This window comes from Sphingomonas sp. Leaf22 (assembly GCF_001421715.1).
In the GTDB taxonomy this organism is placed as follows: Bacteria; Pseudomonadota; Alphaproteobacteria; order Sphingomonadales; family Sphingomonadaceae; genus Sphingomonas.
In genome coordinates this window covers 58,577-75,301 of sequence record NZ_LMKP01000023.1, presented here as the reverse complement: position 1 = coordinate 75,301, position 16,725 = coordinate 58,577, and the positions used below count along the sequence as shown (strand labels likewise).

General features: G+C 68.6%; 10 protein-coding genes. 1 reads left to right on the top strand and 9 read right to left on the bottom strand.

Translation table 11 applies throughout. From position 1 onward, the window contains the following. Positions 1-31: 31 nt before the first annotated feature. The 7 genes from ASE70_RS11135 to ASE70_RS11110 form a co-directional block, all read right to left on the bottom strand. Positions 32-3,250, bottom strand: coding sequence for an error-prone DNA polymerase (locus ASE70_RS11135; protein WP_056504760.1), 3,219 nt, complete (start codon positions 3,248-3,250; stop codon positions 32-34). Positions 3,251-3,418: 168 nt separating this feature from the next. Further along, a complete protein-coding gene (locus ASE70_RS11130; RefSeq protein ID WP_056504757.1) occupies positions 3,419-4,975 on the bottom strand; it encodes a Y-family DNA polymerase in 1,557 nt (518 codons plus the stop codon). After that, the gene (locus tag ASE70_RS19245) at positions 4,860-5,651 is read right to left on the bottom strand and encodes an ImuA family protein (protein ID WP_082450988.1); all 792 of its coding nucleotides are present in this window, start codon (positions 5,649-5,651) and stop codon (positions 4,860-4,862) included. The genes ASE70_RS11130 and ASE70_RS19245 overlap by 116 nt, the downstream gene beginning before the upstream one ends. Positions 5,652-5,926: 275 nt before the next feature. Next, positions 5,927-6,811 carry a transglutaminase family protein gene (locus tag ASE70_RS11125; RefSeq protein ID WP_056504973.1) on the bottom strand — a complete coding sequence of 295 codons (885 nt, stop codon included), beginning with the start codon at positions 6,809-6,811 and terminating at the stop codon, positions 5,927-5,929. Then, on the bottom strand, positions 6,811-9,294 hold the full coding sequence (locus ASE70_RS11120; RefSeq protein ID WP_056504756.1) for a circularly permuted type 2 ATP-grasp protein: 2,484 nt from the start codon (positions 9,292-9,294) through the stop codon (positions 6,811-6,813). Before ASE70_RS11120 ends, ASE70_RS11125 begins: the two co-directional genes overlap by 1 nt. Positions 9,295-9,612: 318 nt before the next feature. Next, entirely contained in the window at positions 9,613-11,073 is a 1,461-nt protein-coding gene (locus ASE70_RS11115; RefSeq protein WP_056504752.1) for a globin-coupled sensor protein, read from the bottom strand. A gap of 112 nt (positions 11,074-11,185) precedes the next feature. After that, on the bottom strand, positions 11,186-12,142 hold the full coding sequence (locus tag ASE70_RS11110) for an L-threonylcarbamoyladenylate synthase (protein WP_200925627.1): 957 nt from the start codon (positions 12,140-12,142) through the stop codon (positions 11,186-11,188). Between the two features lie 46 nt (positions 12,143-12,188). On the opposite strand from ASE70_RS11110, the gene ASE70_RS11105 reads away from it, so the two are divergent. Next, positions 12,189-13,910: an acyl-CoA dehydrogenase gene (locus ASE70_RS11105; RefSeq protein WP_056504749.1), complete on the top strand. Its 1,722-nt coding sequence runs from the start codon at positions 12,189-12,191 to the stop codon at positions 13,908-13,910. Here ASE70_RS11105 and ASE70_RS11100 read toward each other — a convergent pair. Together ASE70_RS11100 and ASE70_RS11095 are read right to left on the bottom strand one after the other, a co-directional pair. After that, on the bottom strand, positions 13,907-14,905 hold the full coding sequence (locus ASE70_RS11100) for a DUF2332 domain-containing protein (RefSeq protein WP_235519833.1): 999 nt from the start codon (positions 14,903-14,905) through the stop codon (positions 13,907-13,909). The two genes, ASE70_RS11105 and ASE70_RS11100, sit on opposite strands and share 4 nt — an antisense overlap. A 4-nt stretch (positions 14,906-14,909) precedes the next feature. Then, complete coding sequence (locus tag ASE70_RS11095) at positions 14,910-16,715, bottom strand: methyl-accepting chemotaxis protein (protein WP_056504743.1); 1,806 nt, start codon at positions 16,713-16,715, stop codon at positions 14,910-14,912. Positions 16,716-16,725 lie beyond the last annotated feature (10 nt).

Genomic DNA, 16,725 nt, shown 5'->3' with positions numbered 1-16,725 from the left:
GAACGGCACCGGCCCACTGCCCCACCCGCTGTCAGTGAAAATCGCGCGACTTGGGCACCAGCCGCACGTCGCGCGGATGGCGCGAGGCGACCGGGCGGACCGCTTCGTCGCCACGCGACGACGGCACCGGCGGCGGTGTCTCGCCCAGCATGTCGAGCAGGTCGCTGCGGTCATGGACCCGCGAACCCATCAGGTGGACGATGCCTTCGCGGGTACGCTGCACCTCACCCTCGACCAGCATCAGCCGCGCACCCATCACCTCGCGCCGATACGCCTCGAACAGCCGCGCCCACAGCACGACATTGGTGATGCCGCCCTCGTCCTCCAGCGTGACGAAGATCGCATTGCCCTTGCCCGGTCGTTGCCGAACGAGAACGAGGCCCGCGGCGGTGACCTTCGCCCCCGCCTTCGCCGCCATGATATCGGCGCAGCTGGTTACCCCCATCCGCTGCAACGGCACGCGCAGGAACTGCATCGGATGCCCTTGCAGCGACAGGCGGAGCGTCTGGTAATCGGTCACGACATGCTCGACCGCGGGCATCGCGGGCAGCGTCATGTCGGGCTCCGTGCCCAGTTCGGCGGCGCGGGCGTGCGCGAACAGCGGCAGTTCGGCATCGGGCGTGCGCCGCACCTCCCACAATGCCTCGCGCCGGTCGAACCCGATCGACCGGAACGCATCGGCATCGGCCAGCAGTCGCAGCGCGCGCTGCGGCAACCGCGCCCGCCGCGCCAGTTCCTCGACGCTGGCAAAGGGCCGCGTCTCGGCGATCGCCTCGGCCCAGCGTTCGCGAAACCCGTCCATCTGCCGAAACCCCAGCCGGAGGGCGAGCGATGCTCCCTCCAGCTTGTTGTCCCAGTCGCTGACATTCACATCGATGCCGCGCACCTCGACCGCATGGTCGCGCGCGTCGCGGACGATCTGTGCCGGGGCATAGAACCCCATCGGCTGCGAATTGAGCAGCGCACACGCGAACACCGCCGGGTGATGGCATTTGATCCACGACGACACATAGACCAGCCGCGCGAACGACAGCGCATGGCTTTCGGGAAAGCCATAGCTGCCGAACCCCTCGATCTGGCGGAAACAGCGTTCGGCGAAATCGGGTTCGTACCCGCGCCGGGTCATGCCCTGGATCAGCTTGTCGCGCAGCCGGTCGATCGTGCCCGGATTGCGAAAGGTCGCCATCGCGCGGCGCAGCGCATTCGCCTCGTTCGGGGTGAATTCGGCAGCGGTGATCGCCAGCTTCATCACCTGTTCCTGGAACAGCGGCACGCCATAGGTATTGCCGAGCAGGTCTTTCAACTCATTCGGATTGTGCGGGGGTTTGGGCGACGGATAGGTCACCGCTTCCACCCCCGACCGCCGCCGCAGATAGGGATGGACCATGTCCCCCTCGATCGGCCCCGGTCGCACGATCGCGACCTGTACCGACAGGTCGTAGAGACTGATCGGCTTCAACCGCGGCAGCATGTTCATCTGCGCGCGACTCTCGACCTGGAACACGCCCACGCTGTCGCCCCGGTGCAGCATGGCATAAACGTCCTCGTCATCGGCCTTCAGGTCGACGGTCAGGTCGTGGTCGCCGAGCCCATGCTGCCGCAGCAGGTCGAACGCCTTGCGGATGCAGGTCAGCATGCCCAGCGCCAGCACATCGACCTTCATCAGCCCCAGCGCGTCGATATCGTCCTTGTCCCATTCGATGAAGGTCCGCCCCTTCATCGCGCCGTTGTGGATCGGCACCATTTCGTCGAGCCGGCCCTGCGTCAGCACGAACCCGCCGACATGCTGCGACAGGTGCCGGGGAAATTCGAGGATCTGGTCGACCAGCCAGCGCAGTTGCGCGATGTCGGGATTGTCGATGTCGAACCCGGCACTGGTATAGCGCCGTGCCTCCATCTGCCCGGCGAAACTGCCCCATACGGTACTGCCCAGCCGCTGCGTCACGTCGCGGGTCAGGCCCAGCACCTTGCCGACCTCCCCCACCGCGCTTCTCGGCCGGTAATGGATGACGGTCGCGGCGATGCCGGCCCGCTCGCGGCCATAGCGGCGGTAGATATACTGGATCACCTCCTCGCGCCGTTCATGTTCGAAATCGACGTCGATGTCGGGCGGTTCGTCGCGCTCCTCGGACACGAAGCGCGAGAAGAGCAGATCGTGCTCGCTCGGATCGACCGAGGTCACGCCCAGCAGGAAGCACACGATCGAATTGGCCGCCGATCCGCGCCCCTGACATAATATCGGCGGGTCGCAGCTGCGCGCGAACCGGACGAGGTCGTGGACGGTCAGGAAATAATGGGCATATTGCTGCTGACGGATCAGCGCGAATTCCTCGTCCAGCCGCCGCCGCACGCCATCGGGCAGATCGGGACCGTACCGTTCGTGCGCGGCGGTCGTCGCCAGATGCTCCAGCCAGTCCTGTGCCGCCCAACCGTCCGGCACCGGTTCGTGCGGATATTCATATTTCAGGTCGGTCAGGCGAAAGGTGATGCGCTTGAGCAGCGTGATGCTTTCCGCGACCGCCTCCGGACAATCACGGAACAGCCGGACCATCTCTTCGGGGGATTTCAGGTGGCGTTCGGCATTGGCGGCCAAGCGCTTGCCGGCAGCGGCGATCGTCGTTCCTTCGCGAATACAGGTCAGCACGTCATGCAACGGGCGTTGTTCATGCGTTGCGTACAGCGCATCGTTGGTCGCCAGCAGCGGCACGCCAATCTGTGCTGCCAGCGCGATCCGGCCGGCAAGCCGCCGCCGGTCGCGCCCGCCGCGCGGCATCGTGGCCGCCAGCCAGACCCGCCCCGGACAGGCATCGCGCAGCCGCGCCAGCAGCGCGCCATCGGGCGCGGTGACGATCAGCAGCAATCCCTCCTGCCATTCCAACAGGTCGGCCAGTTCGAGGTGACAGTCGCCCTTCTTCGCCTTGAGATTGCCGCCGCTGAGCAACCGCGTCAGCCGCCCCCATGCCGCACGGTCGGTGGGATAGGCGACGATGTCCGGCGTACCGTCGGCGAACACCAGCCGCGCGCCGACGACGAGGTCGAAATCGTTCGGCGGCAATCCCTGCTCGACCAGCCCCGCATTCGCCTTTTTGAGCGCCAGATACGCCTGCACCACCCCCGCAACGGTATTGCGATCGGCAATCCCGATCCCGGCCATTGTCAGCTCGTTCGCCCGCGCCACCATGTCGGACGGCACCGACGCCCCGCGCAGGAACGAGAAATGCGTCGCGGCGATCAGTTCGGCAAAGGGCATGTCACGGGRTGACGGACGAGGAATGACACTCCGCCCCTATCTTCGTCATCCCGGCGCAGGCCGGGATCCACCGGCCCGCATATCCGATGGCTTCGGCGCTTGCGGAACCTTGGATCCCGGCCTGCGCCGGGATGACGAAGAGAGGACGAAGGGCGGCGAGACACCCGCTCACGCGAATACCCCGTGCACATACCACAGCGGATCGGGCGTCTCGCGATCGTACAACCCATGCCGGAAAATCCAGTACCGCCGCCCGCGCACATCCTCGACCCGGTAATAGTCGCGCGTCCGCACCTTCGCCTGTCCACGCCGCCACCACTGCGCCGCGATCCGCTCCGGCCCTTCGAAGCGGATCACGTCGTGCAGCACCCGCCGCCAGCGAAAGCGGTGCGGCGGGCCGTCGGGAACTTCGGCCATCACCTCGATCCGCTGCGGCGGGTCGAACAGGTGGATCGGACGCAGCGGCGGCTCGCCGATTTCGGGCGTGTCCCATGTGATCGGGGCCGGCGTATCGATCGCCGGCATGGTCAGCACCCCCTGTTCGGGCAGATGGCTGTCGCCCGGACAGACCCGCGCGATCCGCCCCCGCCCCAGCCGGGTGGTCAGCCGGTCGACCAGTGCCGCCATCGCCTCCTCGCTGACCGTACCGCCCTCCAGCTGCAATTGCGTGGGTGCCAGCGGTTCGAGCGCGGGAACGCTCATGCGGATCATGTCGAATCCGAACCCCGGATCGATCGGGTCGGCCAGTGCATCGATCCGTTCGTGGAACAGCCGCACGATCGACGGCGGATCGCGCAAGGGAAGTCCGCTTTCGACCGCCAGATCGCGCAGCGCGCCATCGGCCCGGTAGAGCCGCACCGCAAAACGCCGCCCGCCGCGGTCGCGCGCGGTCAGTTCCGCCTCTGCCTGCGCCGCGAGTTCGCCGATCGTCGCCAGCACATCGGCATCGCGCGCGATCGGTTCGACGAAGCGCCGTTCGAAGAACAATGCCGGCAACGCCCGGCGCGGCCGCAGCCGCTGATCGGCATCACCCAGCAACCGCGCCAGCGCCGCTACCGTCTCCTCGCCGAAACGTGCCGCGATCGGCGCGGTCGGGCGGCTGGCAAGATCGCCGATGGTGCGCAGGCCCGCCCGGCGCAGCGCGACCGCGATCTCGTCGTCCAGCCTGAGCGCCGCCACCCCCAGCCGCCGGATCGCCGCCGCCTCGCTCGCCGCCGGTGCGCTCTGAAACCGGGCCAGCGCCTGCGCCGCATCGGGCGTGTCGGCCAGCGCATGGCGCAGCGTCCCGAACCGGGCAAGCCGCGCCTCGACCTCGGCGACCAGCGCGCCTTCGCCACCGAACAGATGCGCGCAGCCGGTGATGTCGAGCGTCACCCCGTCACCGCCATCGAGGGCGACCAGCGGCGTGAACCGGTCGCAGGCATCGGCGATCCGCTCCAGCCAGCCATGATCGGCGAACGGATCGGCATCGACCACCGCCAGTTCGGGCAGTTGCGCCCGCGCATCGGCCAGCGCCATGCCGGGGGCGATCCCCTTGTCCAGTGCCTGACGATCGACCGAGGCGATGCGCAGTGCGCCGCGCACCATTTCGACACAGACGAACGGCGCATCATCCGGTACGGCGCAGGGGGATTGGCGCAGCAGCCGGTCGGCGGGCAGGAACGGCCACCACAGCGCCAGATGGCGCCGACCGCTGGGTCGGGCTGGTGAAGACGGCTTGCTCACGGTTCCACTCCACTTGCCAGCGGCCATCGGCACCCCGGCCGCGCTGACGCAATAATTCGAGGTCGAAGGTCGGGTGGCCCGGCGCGTTGGCGGGCAAGGGTTGCGACGCGCACGACCGCACCGCCCAGCGGGTATCGGCGGCACTCGCCACCGGCGTCGCCGCGATGCGCAGCAACAGCGCCGCCACCCCGCTTTCCTCCGCCGCCAGCGCGAGGCGGCGGCTGGCGGTCAGGTCGAGCACCTTGGGATCGCGGTGCAATTCGATCACCGCCACCCCGACTCCGGCACAGCGCACGACTTCGGCGGCGGCGCGCAGGACCGACAGCGCGTCGGGCAGCAACCCCAGCAGCAGCCGCGCCGGGTCCAGCCCGATCTCGACCAGGCCCGGCGCATGCAGGTGCCCGCCGCCGCGTACCGCCGATTCCTCGCGCAGCCAGACGATGCCGCCGCCCAGCCGGATCGACAGCATGCCCGCAAAACCGGTGGCGCTGCCGGCATCGCCTGCCTCAACCGCGAATATCTCGTGCAGCCGCCCGCGCGCGACTCCACCGTCCAGCGCGGCGTCGATATCGCCATGCCCGGTCGCGACTCGCACCGCCTTGCCCGTCGGCGCGCGCCGCTCCATGGCGGCGACTTGCCGCTTCAGCGCGGACAGGATGGGCGACTCTGCGTTCATGATTTGTTCTATATCCTCCAACCTTTATGGATTCGTCAATCCGGGTTGGGAGGGATGTGCGTTGCGCACGAAGAAGTAAGGTGGTTTCACGCGAAGGCGCGGAGACGCGGAGGAGTTGCACGGCTTGGCGATCGGGTGCCTTCGGCAGACGATCCTAACGCGGATGCCAAGAATGAAGCCGCTGGCGCGGGGCACGTTGCGTCAGGCGGAACCCCTCCGCGTCTTCGCGCCTCCGCGTGAAACCCTCTTCCTTTTACCGCCTTCGCGCGAACCAACTACCCGACCGGCAGGGGCTCCACATCGACCGACACGTGCATCGTCTGCGCGCCCGACCCCAGCACCACGCCGTCGATCGGCGCGATGTCGGCATAGTCGCGACCGATCGCCATGACGACATGATCCTCGGCCATCCAGATGCCGTTGGTCGGATCGACCCCGACCCAGCCGAGCACCGGCCCGGCCCATATCAGCACCCACGCATGCGTCGCATCGGCCCCGACCAGCCGCTCCTGCCCCGGCGGGGGCAGCGTGCGCAGATAGCCCGAGCAATAGGCCGCAGGCAGCCCCGCGCCGCGCAGGCCCGACAGCATGATCTGCGCGAAATCCTGACACACCCCGCCGCGCTTGGCGAAGGCTTCGGCGGGTGGCGTATCGACCAGCGTCGCGGTCGGATCGAAGGTGAAGTCGCGCTGGATACGTCGCGCAAGCGCGATCGCCGCGTCGAGGATACCGCGATCGTCGGACAGGTCTTCGGCACACCATGCCGCGATGTCGGGCACGATCGGAACATGCGCGGAGGGGAACAGATAGCTGACCGGACTGGCCGGGCCGGCATCGTTCACCCCGGCCACCAGCGTGCGGATCTCCGCCAGCGTCGGGTCGCCCGGCGATGCGAACGGGATCGGTCGTTCGACCCGGACCGTCGCCCGACTCTCGATCGTCAGCGTGCGTTCGGGGCGATCGACCTCCAGCCGGGTGACGTTGGCCAGCCCAGCCTGCGCACGTGCCGGCGCGGTCCGCCCGCCCGGTTCGACCAGCAGCGCATAGTCTTCCAGTTCCTGCCCCGACCACAGGATCGGCCGCAACCGCAGGTTGCAGCGCGCGAACCCCGCCGCCTCGGCATAATCGAAGCGGGTGATGTGGCGAATGGCATAGCGCATCATGCGAGGGTCAACCCGGCTTCGCGCAACGCCTGCGCGCCCTGCAGGAAATAGCGGGTGGCGATCGCATCCGAAAGTAATTGCAATTGCTGATTTATTTCCAAAACCCAGCCGCGGTCGAGGCGGTTGGCGGAGCCCATGGCGATGCCGGCGGTCAACCGGGCCGCGATGCGTTGTTGCGGTTCGGCGATGCCGGCATCGTTCAGGACCGGCAGCTTGCACAGATGCTGGACGATCGTATCCACCTGAAACGCGATCCCGCGCGGATTGCCGGGGTCGAGCGCGATCAGGTCGATCACCGGCACCCGCGCAAAGCCGATCAGGTAACGCTGGCGATAGCTGATCTGGCTGTCGGCAAGGTCGAGCAGCGTCGACAGGTCCTCGGCACTCGCCCGGCGCAGATCGACGGCCAGCAACGTTCGCGTCGTCGCCATCGCCCGTTCGATCCGCCGGCCCAGATCATGGAACCGCCACGCATCGGTCCGCCCCATATGTTCGGCCGACAGTCCGGCGAGCGCGGCGTAACGACGCTGCAACGTGCCCGCACGGTCGAGCAGCGTGCCCGTGGTCGGATGCGGCGCGTCGAGCAGGCGCACCATGTCCACCGACAACCGGTCGCGCGAGACGCCGCCGATGCCGGTCGCCATGCGGTTGATCGCGCGGACGCTGCCCCAGCTGTCGACCGACTCCATCGCCTCGCGCCCGAAATCGACCAGATCGCGGCGGCGGTGGCTGGGCGGCGGCGCGGCGGCACCGGTGTCGGCGATGATCTTCACCAGCCGCTCGACGGTTTCGGGGGCAAGAGCCGCACCGGTATCGGCCGAGATCGAATGACCGAACAGCACGCGGATGACGCCCAGCAACGCCTCGCCCCGCTCCAGATACCGGCCCAGCCAGAACAGATTGTCGGCGACCCGGCTGGGCAGCGTGCCCGGATTGCGGCGCAGTTCGACGCTGTCGGCACTTTGCAGCAGCGACACGGGCGCGACCGGATCGGGGCCATGGACGATCACGTCCGCCGACCACGACCCCTCACCCATCACCGCCGCGCGGGCATCCGGCTGATCGCCGATGCGGACGAACCCGCCGGGCAGCACCACCCAGCGGCCATCGGCACCGCGCGCGGCAAAGACCCGCAGCGAGAAGGGGCGGGGCTGAAGCCCCTCCCCGCACGCGGTCGGCATCGTCGACAGTTCGGCGATCTCCTGCCCGACATAATCCTGCGGGCGCAGCACCATGGCCGCCGCCAGCCGCGCGCGGGCATCGGCGTCGAGCGAGGCACCCAGCACCGGCCCCGCCAGTTCGGGCGTCGTCCCGGCAAAGGCAGGCCCCACCACCAGCTGGTCGAGCGAGGACAGCACATGATCGCGATCCGGCGCACGCCCGCACCACCACGTTCCGATCGACGACAGACGCGGTGCCCGACCCAGCAGCCTTTCGCCCAGCGCCGGCAGGAACGCGGCGAAGGCCGGCGATTCGAGCACGCCCACGCCCGGTGCATTGGCGATCACGACGTTGCCCGCCGCCATCGCGTCGATCAGGCCGGGCACCCCGATCGTCGAATTGGCATCGAACGCCAGCGGGTCGATCAGCCGCGGATCGATCCGCCGCCACAGCGCGTCGATGCGTTTCAGGCCCGCGATCGTGCGGACATAGAGCTGGTCGTCGCGCACCGCCAGATCGGCACCCTCGACCAGCAGGAACCCGAGGTATCGCGCCAGATGCGCCTGTTCGGCATAGCTGGGGTTGAGCTTGCCCGATGTCAGCAGCCCGATCCGCGGTTCGGCCCGGCGACAGGCGGCGGCGATACCCGCGCGCATCGCCGCGAAGAAGGGCGCATGGCGTTCGATGTTGAGCCGCGACGGCAGCCCGCCCAGCGTCCGCCCCATCGCCAGCCGGTTTTCGAGCGCATAGCCCGCCCCCACCGGCACGCGGACATGATCGGCCAGCACCCGCCAGCACCCGTCGGTACCACGGCACAGGTCGGCGGCGACGAAATGCAGCTGATGTCCGCCCGGCGGCACGACCCCGACCATCGGCCGCAGGAACAGCGGTGATCCGGTGACCAGCATTGCCGGCAACGTGCCGTCGGCGACCAGTTGCTGATCGCCGTGGATATCGGCAATGACGCTTTCGAACAGGTCGGCGCGTTCCGCCATCCCATCGGCGATGGTCCGCCATTCGTCGGCACCGATCAACAGCGGGACCGGCGACAGCGGCCAGCGGCGTTCCTCGCTCTCGCCCGCCGCGCGATAGGCGGTGCCGATATCGTCGGCATGGCGCTGCGCCCGTTCGCGCGCGGCGGCCAGGGTACTGCCGGGCAGCCCGGCCAGTTCCTCGAACGCGACCTCCCATGCCGCGCGGTCGCCATCGGTGGCGGCGGACAGCATGTCGCCGTGCGGCGCGCGAGCGCGATACTCTTCCAGCCAGCGCCCACTCGTCGCGCCAGCTTCGAACCGTCCGTTGATCGCGCGGCTGGCCATAGCGTTTCCCAAATCCCCGCCATTCCCAAGCACGCGGGCGGCGCAGGTGCAACCGGTTTGCGGGGGTGGGTGCGGATAGGGAAGTAGACGGGCGCTACCGAACCGCCCTGTCCTATGCCAAACAGCAAAGCCGTTCGTGCTGAGTAGGAGCTGAGCGAAGTCGAAGATCCGTATCGAAGCACCTGCCCTGCGGCAGTCCTTCGATACGCCCTTTCGACAAGCTCAATGCCTGTCCTGAGCGACTGCCGCAGGCAGGCAGTCGCAGGGGCTACTCAGGACGAACGGGTTGGGCGTGTCATCATTCTTTGGTTGTAACGATCAGGCCGCAGCCAGTCGCTGCTGCATCCGATGGACTTCGTTGGCGCCGCCCTCGCCCGGACCGGTGAGCCGGAACCGTGCCACCTCGTTCGCCAGCACCTCGGCCTCCTGCGCCAGCGCGCGGGCGTCGGCGGTGGCTTGTTCGACCATCGCGGCGTTGCGCTGGGTCACATTGTCCATTTCGGAGACGGCGGTATTGACCTGCTGCAAGCCCGTCGACTGCTGCGAGGCCGAGGTCGCGATGCCGGAGACGAGACTGCTGATCTCCCCGATCCGCACGATGATCCGTTGCAGCGCCTGCCCCGTCGCATTGACCAGATCGACGCCGACATCGACCTGTTCGGACGAAGCGAGGATGCGGGTCTTCACGTCCTTGGCCGCTTCGGCCGAACGCAGCGCCAGCGCGCGGACTTCGGATGCGACGACAGCGAAGCCCTTGCCCGCCTCCCCCGCCCGTGCCGCCTCGACACCGGCATTCAGCGCCAGCAGGTTGGTCTGGAACGAGATGCCGTCGATGACGCTGATGATCTCGCTGATTTCGGCCGACGACCGCTGGATACCGCCCATGGCATCGACGGCGCGGCGGACGATCTTGCCCGATTCCTCGGCCTCGCCGCGCGCCTCGCCGACGATGCGGTCGGCGCGCGACGCGCCTTCGGCGGTTTCGCGAACGGTGCTGACGATCTGATCCATCGCCGCAGCGGTTTCCTCAAGGCTCGCCGCCTGCTGCTCGGTACGCTGCGACAGGTCGTCGGACGCCTGGCGGATATTGCCCGATCCGATGCGGATCTGTTCGCCCGACCGGGTGACCATGCCCAGCGTCTCGCACATCTGCTGGCGCATCGTTTCGAAACTGTCGGCCAGCGCCTGATATTCGCGCGGCAGTCCGCTCAGCGATACGGTCAGGTCACCCTGCGCCATCCGATCGAACGCGACGCCGCAGCGTTCGATGACGGCCCGTCGCCCGGCCTGTTCCGCTTCGAAATAGGCGGCGAGCGCGATGTCCATGTCGATCAGCGACGCCTTGACCAGCGCGGTCGCCGCCCGCGCGCGTGCCCGCGCCCCGAACGGCCAGCCGATCGGTCCCAGCACCAGTCGCGGCAGGACATGTTCCAGCATCCGCGCATAGCCGCTGATATACCAGGTCGGCGCCAGCCCGATCCGGGCATGGACCTGCCCGATGTTCGATGCGGCGGCGGCATAGTCGCGGTTGATCGGCCCCGAAAACAGCTTGCGCCAATGTTCGAGCTGCTTGTCGCGGGCATGGTCCATTCGTGCCTGCGACTGGAACATGACACGGATCGACGGCGTCGCCGCGATGTGCCGGTACAGGCTGGTCAGCGCAGCGGGCGCATACCGTTCGATCGCACGTTTGACCTTGGGGAACGCACCGTAACTGCGTTCGTCATAGGCAAAGGCGGCCAGTCTCTTGTCGAAGTCGATCTCGTCGGTTGCGCTCACTGTCGGTACCCTCCCGTACCGAAACAGCTAACGATCGAAGGTTAACGTCGCGTAGCCTGAAATCCCGATAGGTCGCCCAAGTCCCGGTAATTCTAAGATTTCTCGACGAATCTCACACCGGTGTCGCGGCACGGCGCAGCCGGTCGTTGATCGCGGCACCCAGTCCGTCGTCCCGAATCGGCGCGACCGCGATTTCCCTCGCCGTCGACGCATCGGCAATGTGCAGCAGGTCGAACAAGCGCGCCGCCGCCTCGACCGGGTCGCCGCTCGCCGACAGCGTATCGTCGCCCGCGACCGGACCGAAACCGATCAGCCATTCGCCGGCACGCCGATCGGTCGCGTTCAGCCGGACCGGCTTCGACGGGGCATAATGGCTGGCGAGTTGTCCCGGTGCCTCGATCCCCGCCCCCGCCCCGCCGATCGGCATGGCCAGCAGGTCGGCGACCGCGCCGCGCGTCACCGGGCCGGGGCGCAGTTCGCGTACCTGCCCGCCGACACAGGCGATGATCGTCGATTCAATGCCGCGCATTGTCGCTCCGCCGTCGATGACCAGCGGGATACGCCCGTTCAGGCTGCGCAACACATGGTCGGCACGGGTCGGGCTGATCGATCCGCTGGCATTGGCGGACGGCGCGGCGAGCGGCCGCCCGGTCACCGCCAGCAACGCCTGCATCGCATCATGCGCCGGCACCCGGATCGCGACCGTCGGCAGCCCGGCGGTGACCAGCGCGGCGATCCCCGCCCCGTCGCGCATCGGCAGCACCAGCGTCAGCGGTCCCGGCCAGAACGCCTTGGCCAACCGCAGCGCATGGTCGTCGAACACCGCCAGCGCCTGCGCGGCCGCCATCGTCGCCACATGCACGATCAGCGGGTTGAAACCCGGCCGCCCCTTTGCGGCATAGATGCCGGCGACCGCGTGCGAATCGGTCGCGTCGGCGGCGAGGCCATAGACCGTCTCGGTCGGTACCGCGACGCAGCCGCCGTCGGCGATCACCGCCGCCGCCGCGTCGATCGCCGCGATGCCGTACGGTAAGGTGACGGTGGCGATGCGGGCGTTTGAAGCGGTCATGATTTGGGCGCTATACCGGCAAAAACACGTAATCGAGAGAGGGCAAATGGAGCTGATCCCCGCCACCGCCGAACAGCGTTTCGTGCTGACCCATGCCGCCGGGATCGACGAACTCGCCGCCGACGCGCGATTTGCCGATGCGACTCCCGACATGCTCGATGCGATCCTGACCGGGATCGGCGAATTCGCCGCCGGCGAATGGCGGCCGCTCGACCGGATCGGCGACACCGTCGGCGCGCGCTGGACCCCCGACGGGGTGGTGATGCCCGACGGCTATCGCGCCGCCTATCAGGCCTATGTCGCGGGCGGATGGGGCACGATCGGGTCGCCTGCCGATGTCGGGGGGCAGGCGATGCCGTTCGCCGTCGCGACCGCCGTGCTGGAGACGCTCGGCACCGCCAATCTCGGCTTCGCGCTCGCCCCGACGCTGACGGTCGGCGCGATCGAGGCGCTGACCCATCATGGCAGCGCCGACCAACAGGCGCGCTATCTGCCGAAACTGGCGACCGGCGAATGGACCGGCACGATGAACCTGACCGAGCCGCAGGCCGGATCGGACGTCGGCGCGCTGACGACGCGGGCGGAGCCGGTCGGCGACGGCAACTGGCGGATTCGCGGGACCAAAATCTATATCTCGTTCGGCGACCACGACATGGCGGACAATATCGTCCATCTGGTGCTCGCCCGCACGCCCGGCGCGCCGGCGGGGACCCGGGGAATTTCGCTGTTCCTCGTGCCCAAATTCCGGCTCGACGCCGATGGCCATCCGGGGGAGCCGAACGACATTCGCGTGGTGTCGATCGAACACAAGATGGGGCTGCACGCCTCGCCCACCTGCGTGCTGTCGTTCGGCGATACCGGCGATTGCATCGGCGAACTGATCGGCGCGGAGGGCGCGGGGATGCGCGCGATGTTCACGATGATGAACAACGCCCGCCTCAATGTCGGTCTGCAGGGGGTGCAGGTGGCGGAGGCGGCGACCCAGCGCGCCGTCGCCTATGCCCGCGATCGCGTCCAGTCGGCGCGGGCCTCGTCGGGCGGCGCGCCGGTCGCGATCATCGAGCATCCCGATGTGCGGCGGATGCTGTTGCGGATGACCGCGCAGACCATGGCGGGGCGGGCGCTGGTCTATTATGCGGCGGGACAGGTCGATCGCGCGACGCTGGGCATCGTCGGCGCGAAGGCACGGCTCGATCTAGTGACGCCGCTGGCCAAGGCACACGGCACCGATATCGGTTGCGAGGTCGCAAGCCTCGGCGTGCAGGTGCATGGCGGCATGGGCTATGTCGAGGAAACCGGCGCGGCACAGCATTATCGCGATGTGCGGATCACCCCGATCTACGAAGGGACCAACGGCATCCAGGCCGCCGATCTGGTCGGGCGCAAGCTGTCGGGCGACGGCGGTGCCGCGATCGACGCGCTGTTCGCCGACATGCGCGGCGACGTTGAACATGCCGCGCTCGGCGACCTGCTCGGCGATACGCAGGCAGTGGCACGCTGGATGCTGGAGGCCAGCGTCGACGACCGGCTGGCGGGCAGCTATGCGTTCCTGACGATGCTCTCCACCTGCGTCAGCGGTTGGCTGCTGGAGCGGCAGGGGCGCGCGCTGGCCGGGGTGGACGATGCCGACTTCACCGCGCGCAAGCGGGCGGCCGTCACCTTCTACCTCGACCGGATCGTACCGGAGGCGCGTGGCCTCGGCATGGCGGCGATGGCGGGTGCCGGCGGGTTGTACAGCCTCAGCGCGGAGCAATTCGCGGCGGGCTAACCGTGCCAGTCGATCCAGTGGCCATAGGCATGGCAGGTCGCCAGATGCCGGACAATGCCGTCGGGATAGGTGGTGAGCGTCAGATGCACCGCATCGCGGGCGTCGGTCCATTCGAACCCGATGCGCGCCAGCGGATAGTCGGTGGTCGCCATGGCCTCGGTCACCGCCGCCCGCGTTGCCGGGCTGCAATATTGCAGCGCCATCGTGTGGATCACGACCCGGCAGACCCCATTTGCAGGCGGACGGGCCAGTTCGGCCGGCAGCCAGCGCAGGATGTCGTCGCACGCGATCTGCGGCGGCACGTCGCTGGCGATCGCCAGCGCATGGCGCAGCCGTTCGGCGCGTTCGGGTTCGTCGGCCCAGACATAGGCCATCAGCCGTTCGCGCGCCTGATGATCGGCGGCGGCGAGCGGACGCAGGTCGACGCCGCGCGTCGCCACGATCTCCACCGGCCGCGCGACCGGGGGGGACCCGCGCCATTCGGGCGCGATCCGCACCGGCGAATCGCTGCGCCCGACCCGCACCCCGCCCAGATCATAGGCATAATGGCCGAGATTGAGGTTCAGCCCGGCACTCGCGCCCAGTTCGAGCAGTTCGACCGGCAGGTCGTACAATCCGCGCAGCGTCATCAGCGCCGCCATGACCGCGCCGGCGCGCCCGACCTCGTTGGTCTGCGGCGGCTGTTGCATCCAGTCGGCGATGAAGCCGTCCGCCGCCGCCATCGCATCGCCGATCACCGTATCGAAATCGCCGGTCCGGGTGGCATAGAGCGCGCCGAGCATCGGATCGTCGCCCCGCCGCGCCAGCGCGTGGAGCGCCCCGTTGAACCGCATCGCCAGCGCATCCGCCGCGGCATCGCCCGGCCAGTCGGCGATCAGCGCCGCGGTCAGGGGCGCGCGGGTCAGCTGTCGCTCCCCCGCCCCCAGTACCGCCGCGACGAACGCCGAGCCCAGGTCGCGAACGACCAGCGCATATTGCCCCAATGGACCCGGCATGTCCTTAGAACGCGTCCCAGTCGTCGCTCGCATTCACGGCGCGGCGCGGAGTCGGCTCGGGCGGCGCGACCCAGCGGCGCTGCTGCTTGCGCGGCGTGAATTTGGCAACGTTCGACGCCGCGCCGCCATCGATCGCAAAGGTCGCCACCGATCCGGCCAGCGCCTCCGCCTCCGACACCAGCTGCCGCGCCGCCGCCGACGTCTGTTCGACCATCGCCGCATTCTGCTGCGTCATCGCATCCATCTCGGCGATGGCGACGTTGATCTGGCCGAGGCTGGTCGCCTGATGATCCGACTGGCGCGCGATCGCGTCGATCGACCCGCCGACCGATGCGACCCGTTCGATGATCCGGCCCAGTGCCTCGCCGGTCTGCTCGACCAGTTCGACGCCGGCCTTCACATGGGTCGATGCCGCCTGCACCTTCGTCTTGACCTCGGTCGCGGCGTTGGCGGAGCGTTGCGCCAGCGCGCGGACTTCCGACGCGACGACCGCGAAGCCCTTGCCCGCCTCACCGGCACGCGCCGCCTCGACGCCGGCGTTCAGCGCCAGCAAATTGGTCTGGAACGCGATGCCGTCGATCAGGCTGATGATCTCGGCGATTTCGTTGCTGGCGCGTTCGATGCCGTGCATCGCGCCGATCGCCTGCCGGACGATCGCGTCACCACGTTCGGCCTCGTTCCGCGTATCGACCATCGCGCTGCTGGCACCGGTCGCGGCACCCGCGCCCTCGCGGATCGACCGGGTGACCTCGTCGAGCGCCGACGACGATTGCTGCAATGCCGCCGCCTCCCGCTCGGTCCGCTCGGCCAGGTCCATGGCGGCCTGCGAGATTTCATCGGAATTATGCTTGATGCTGTCGACGGTGCCGCGCACCTCGCCCAGCACGCGGTTCAGGCTGGACGTGGCGTTGTTGAAATCGTCCGACAGCCCCCGGAACGCGTCGGGCACATCGGCGACGCGGGCGGTCAGATCGGCCTGCGACAGGCTGCGCAGACCGCCGCCGATCGCGGTCATCGCCGCCGCCCGGTCGCGATCGTCGGTGATCTTCGCCGCCGCCGTATCGCGGAACACCAGCACGGCGCGCGCCATGTCGCCCAGTTCGTCGCTGCGGCCCGCCGCATCGACGGCGATGTCGTGCCGGCCATTGGCCAGATCGGCCATCGCCTGCGTCAGGGCGGTGATCGGTCGCGCAATCTGACGGCTGAGCATGATCGACAGCGCAACGGCGATCCCGATCAGCGCGACGCCGCCGATCGCCAGCGCGATCAGCGCGGTAGTGATCGCGCTTTCCTGCGCCGCGGTATTCGCCTCCATCTCCCCGGTCTCGGTTGCGCGCAACGAGCGCAGCGGCAGCGCGACCTTGCTGACCAGCACCTTCTGCCCCGCGCCGCGCACTTCCTCCTGCGCCGCGTCGCGTTCGCCCGCCTTCACCTTCGCGATCAGCCGATCGCCCCAGTTCTTGCGCCACGCCAGCGTCTCGCGCCGCGCTTCTTCCAGCTGGTCCTTCTCCGATGCGATCGTCAGCATCTCTGCCAGCGCGGCCGCCGTTTCGTCGAACTCCTGCCGTCCTTCGTCATAGGACTTCAGATAGGTCGGGTCGCCGGTCACCAGAAACCCGCGAAACTGGCTGTTCTGCCGCAGGATCGACGTCTCGAGCGTCAGCGCCTTGGCATAGACGTCGCGACTGTGGTTGTTCCGCTCGGCCGACCGCGCGATCATCATGATGCTGGTGAAGAACACCAGCATCACCACCGCCGCCGACGCGATGACGGCAAGGAACGACAGCCCCAGCTTGCGTGGAATTTTCATGGTTTCAGGT

Coding starts and splice junctions, on each gene's coding strand:
- ASE70_RS11135 (WP_056504760.1), bottom strand. CDS start 3,250: ATGCCCTTTGCCGAACTGATCGCCGCGACGCATTTCTCGTTCCTGCGC.
- ASE70_RS19245 (WP_082450988.1), bottom strand. CDS start 5,651: ATGAACGCAGAGTCGCCCATCCTGTCCGCGCTGAAGCGGCAAGTCGCC.
- ASE70_RS11125 (WP_056504973.1), bottom strand. CDS start 6,811: ATGCGCTATGCCATTCGCCACATCACCCGCTTCGATTATGCCGAGGCG.
- ASE70_RS11120 (WP_056504756.1), bottom strand. CDS start 9,294: ATGGCCAGCCGCGCGATCAACGGACGGTTCGAAGCTGGCGCGACGAGT.
- ASE70_RS11110 (WP_200925627.1), bottom strand. CDS start 12,142: ATGACCGCTTCAAACGCCCGCATCGCCACCGTCACCTTACCGTACGGC.
- ASE70_RS11105 (WP_056504749.1), top strand. CDS start 12,189: ATGGAGCTGATCCCCGCCACCGCCGAACAGCGTTTCGTGCTGACCCAT.
- ASE70_RS11100 (WP_235519833.1), bottom strand. CDS start 14,905: ATGCCGGGTCCATTGGGGCAATATGCGCTGGTCGTTCGCGACCTGGGC.
- ASE70_RS11095 (WP_056504743.1), bottom strand. CDS start 16,715: ATGAAAATTCCACGCAAGCTGGGGCTGTCGTTCCTTGCCGTCATCGCG.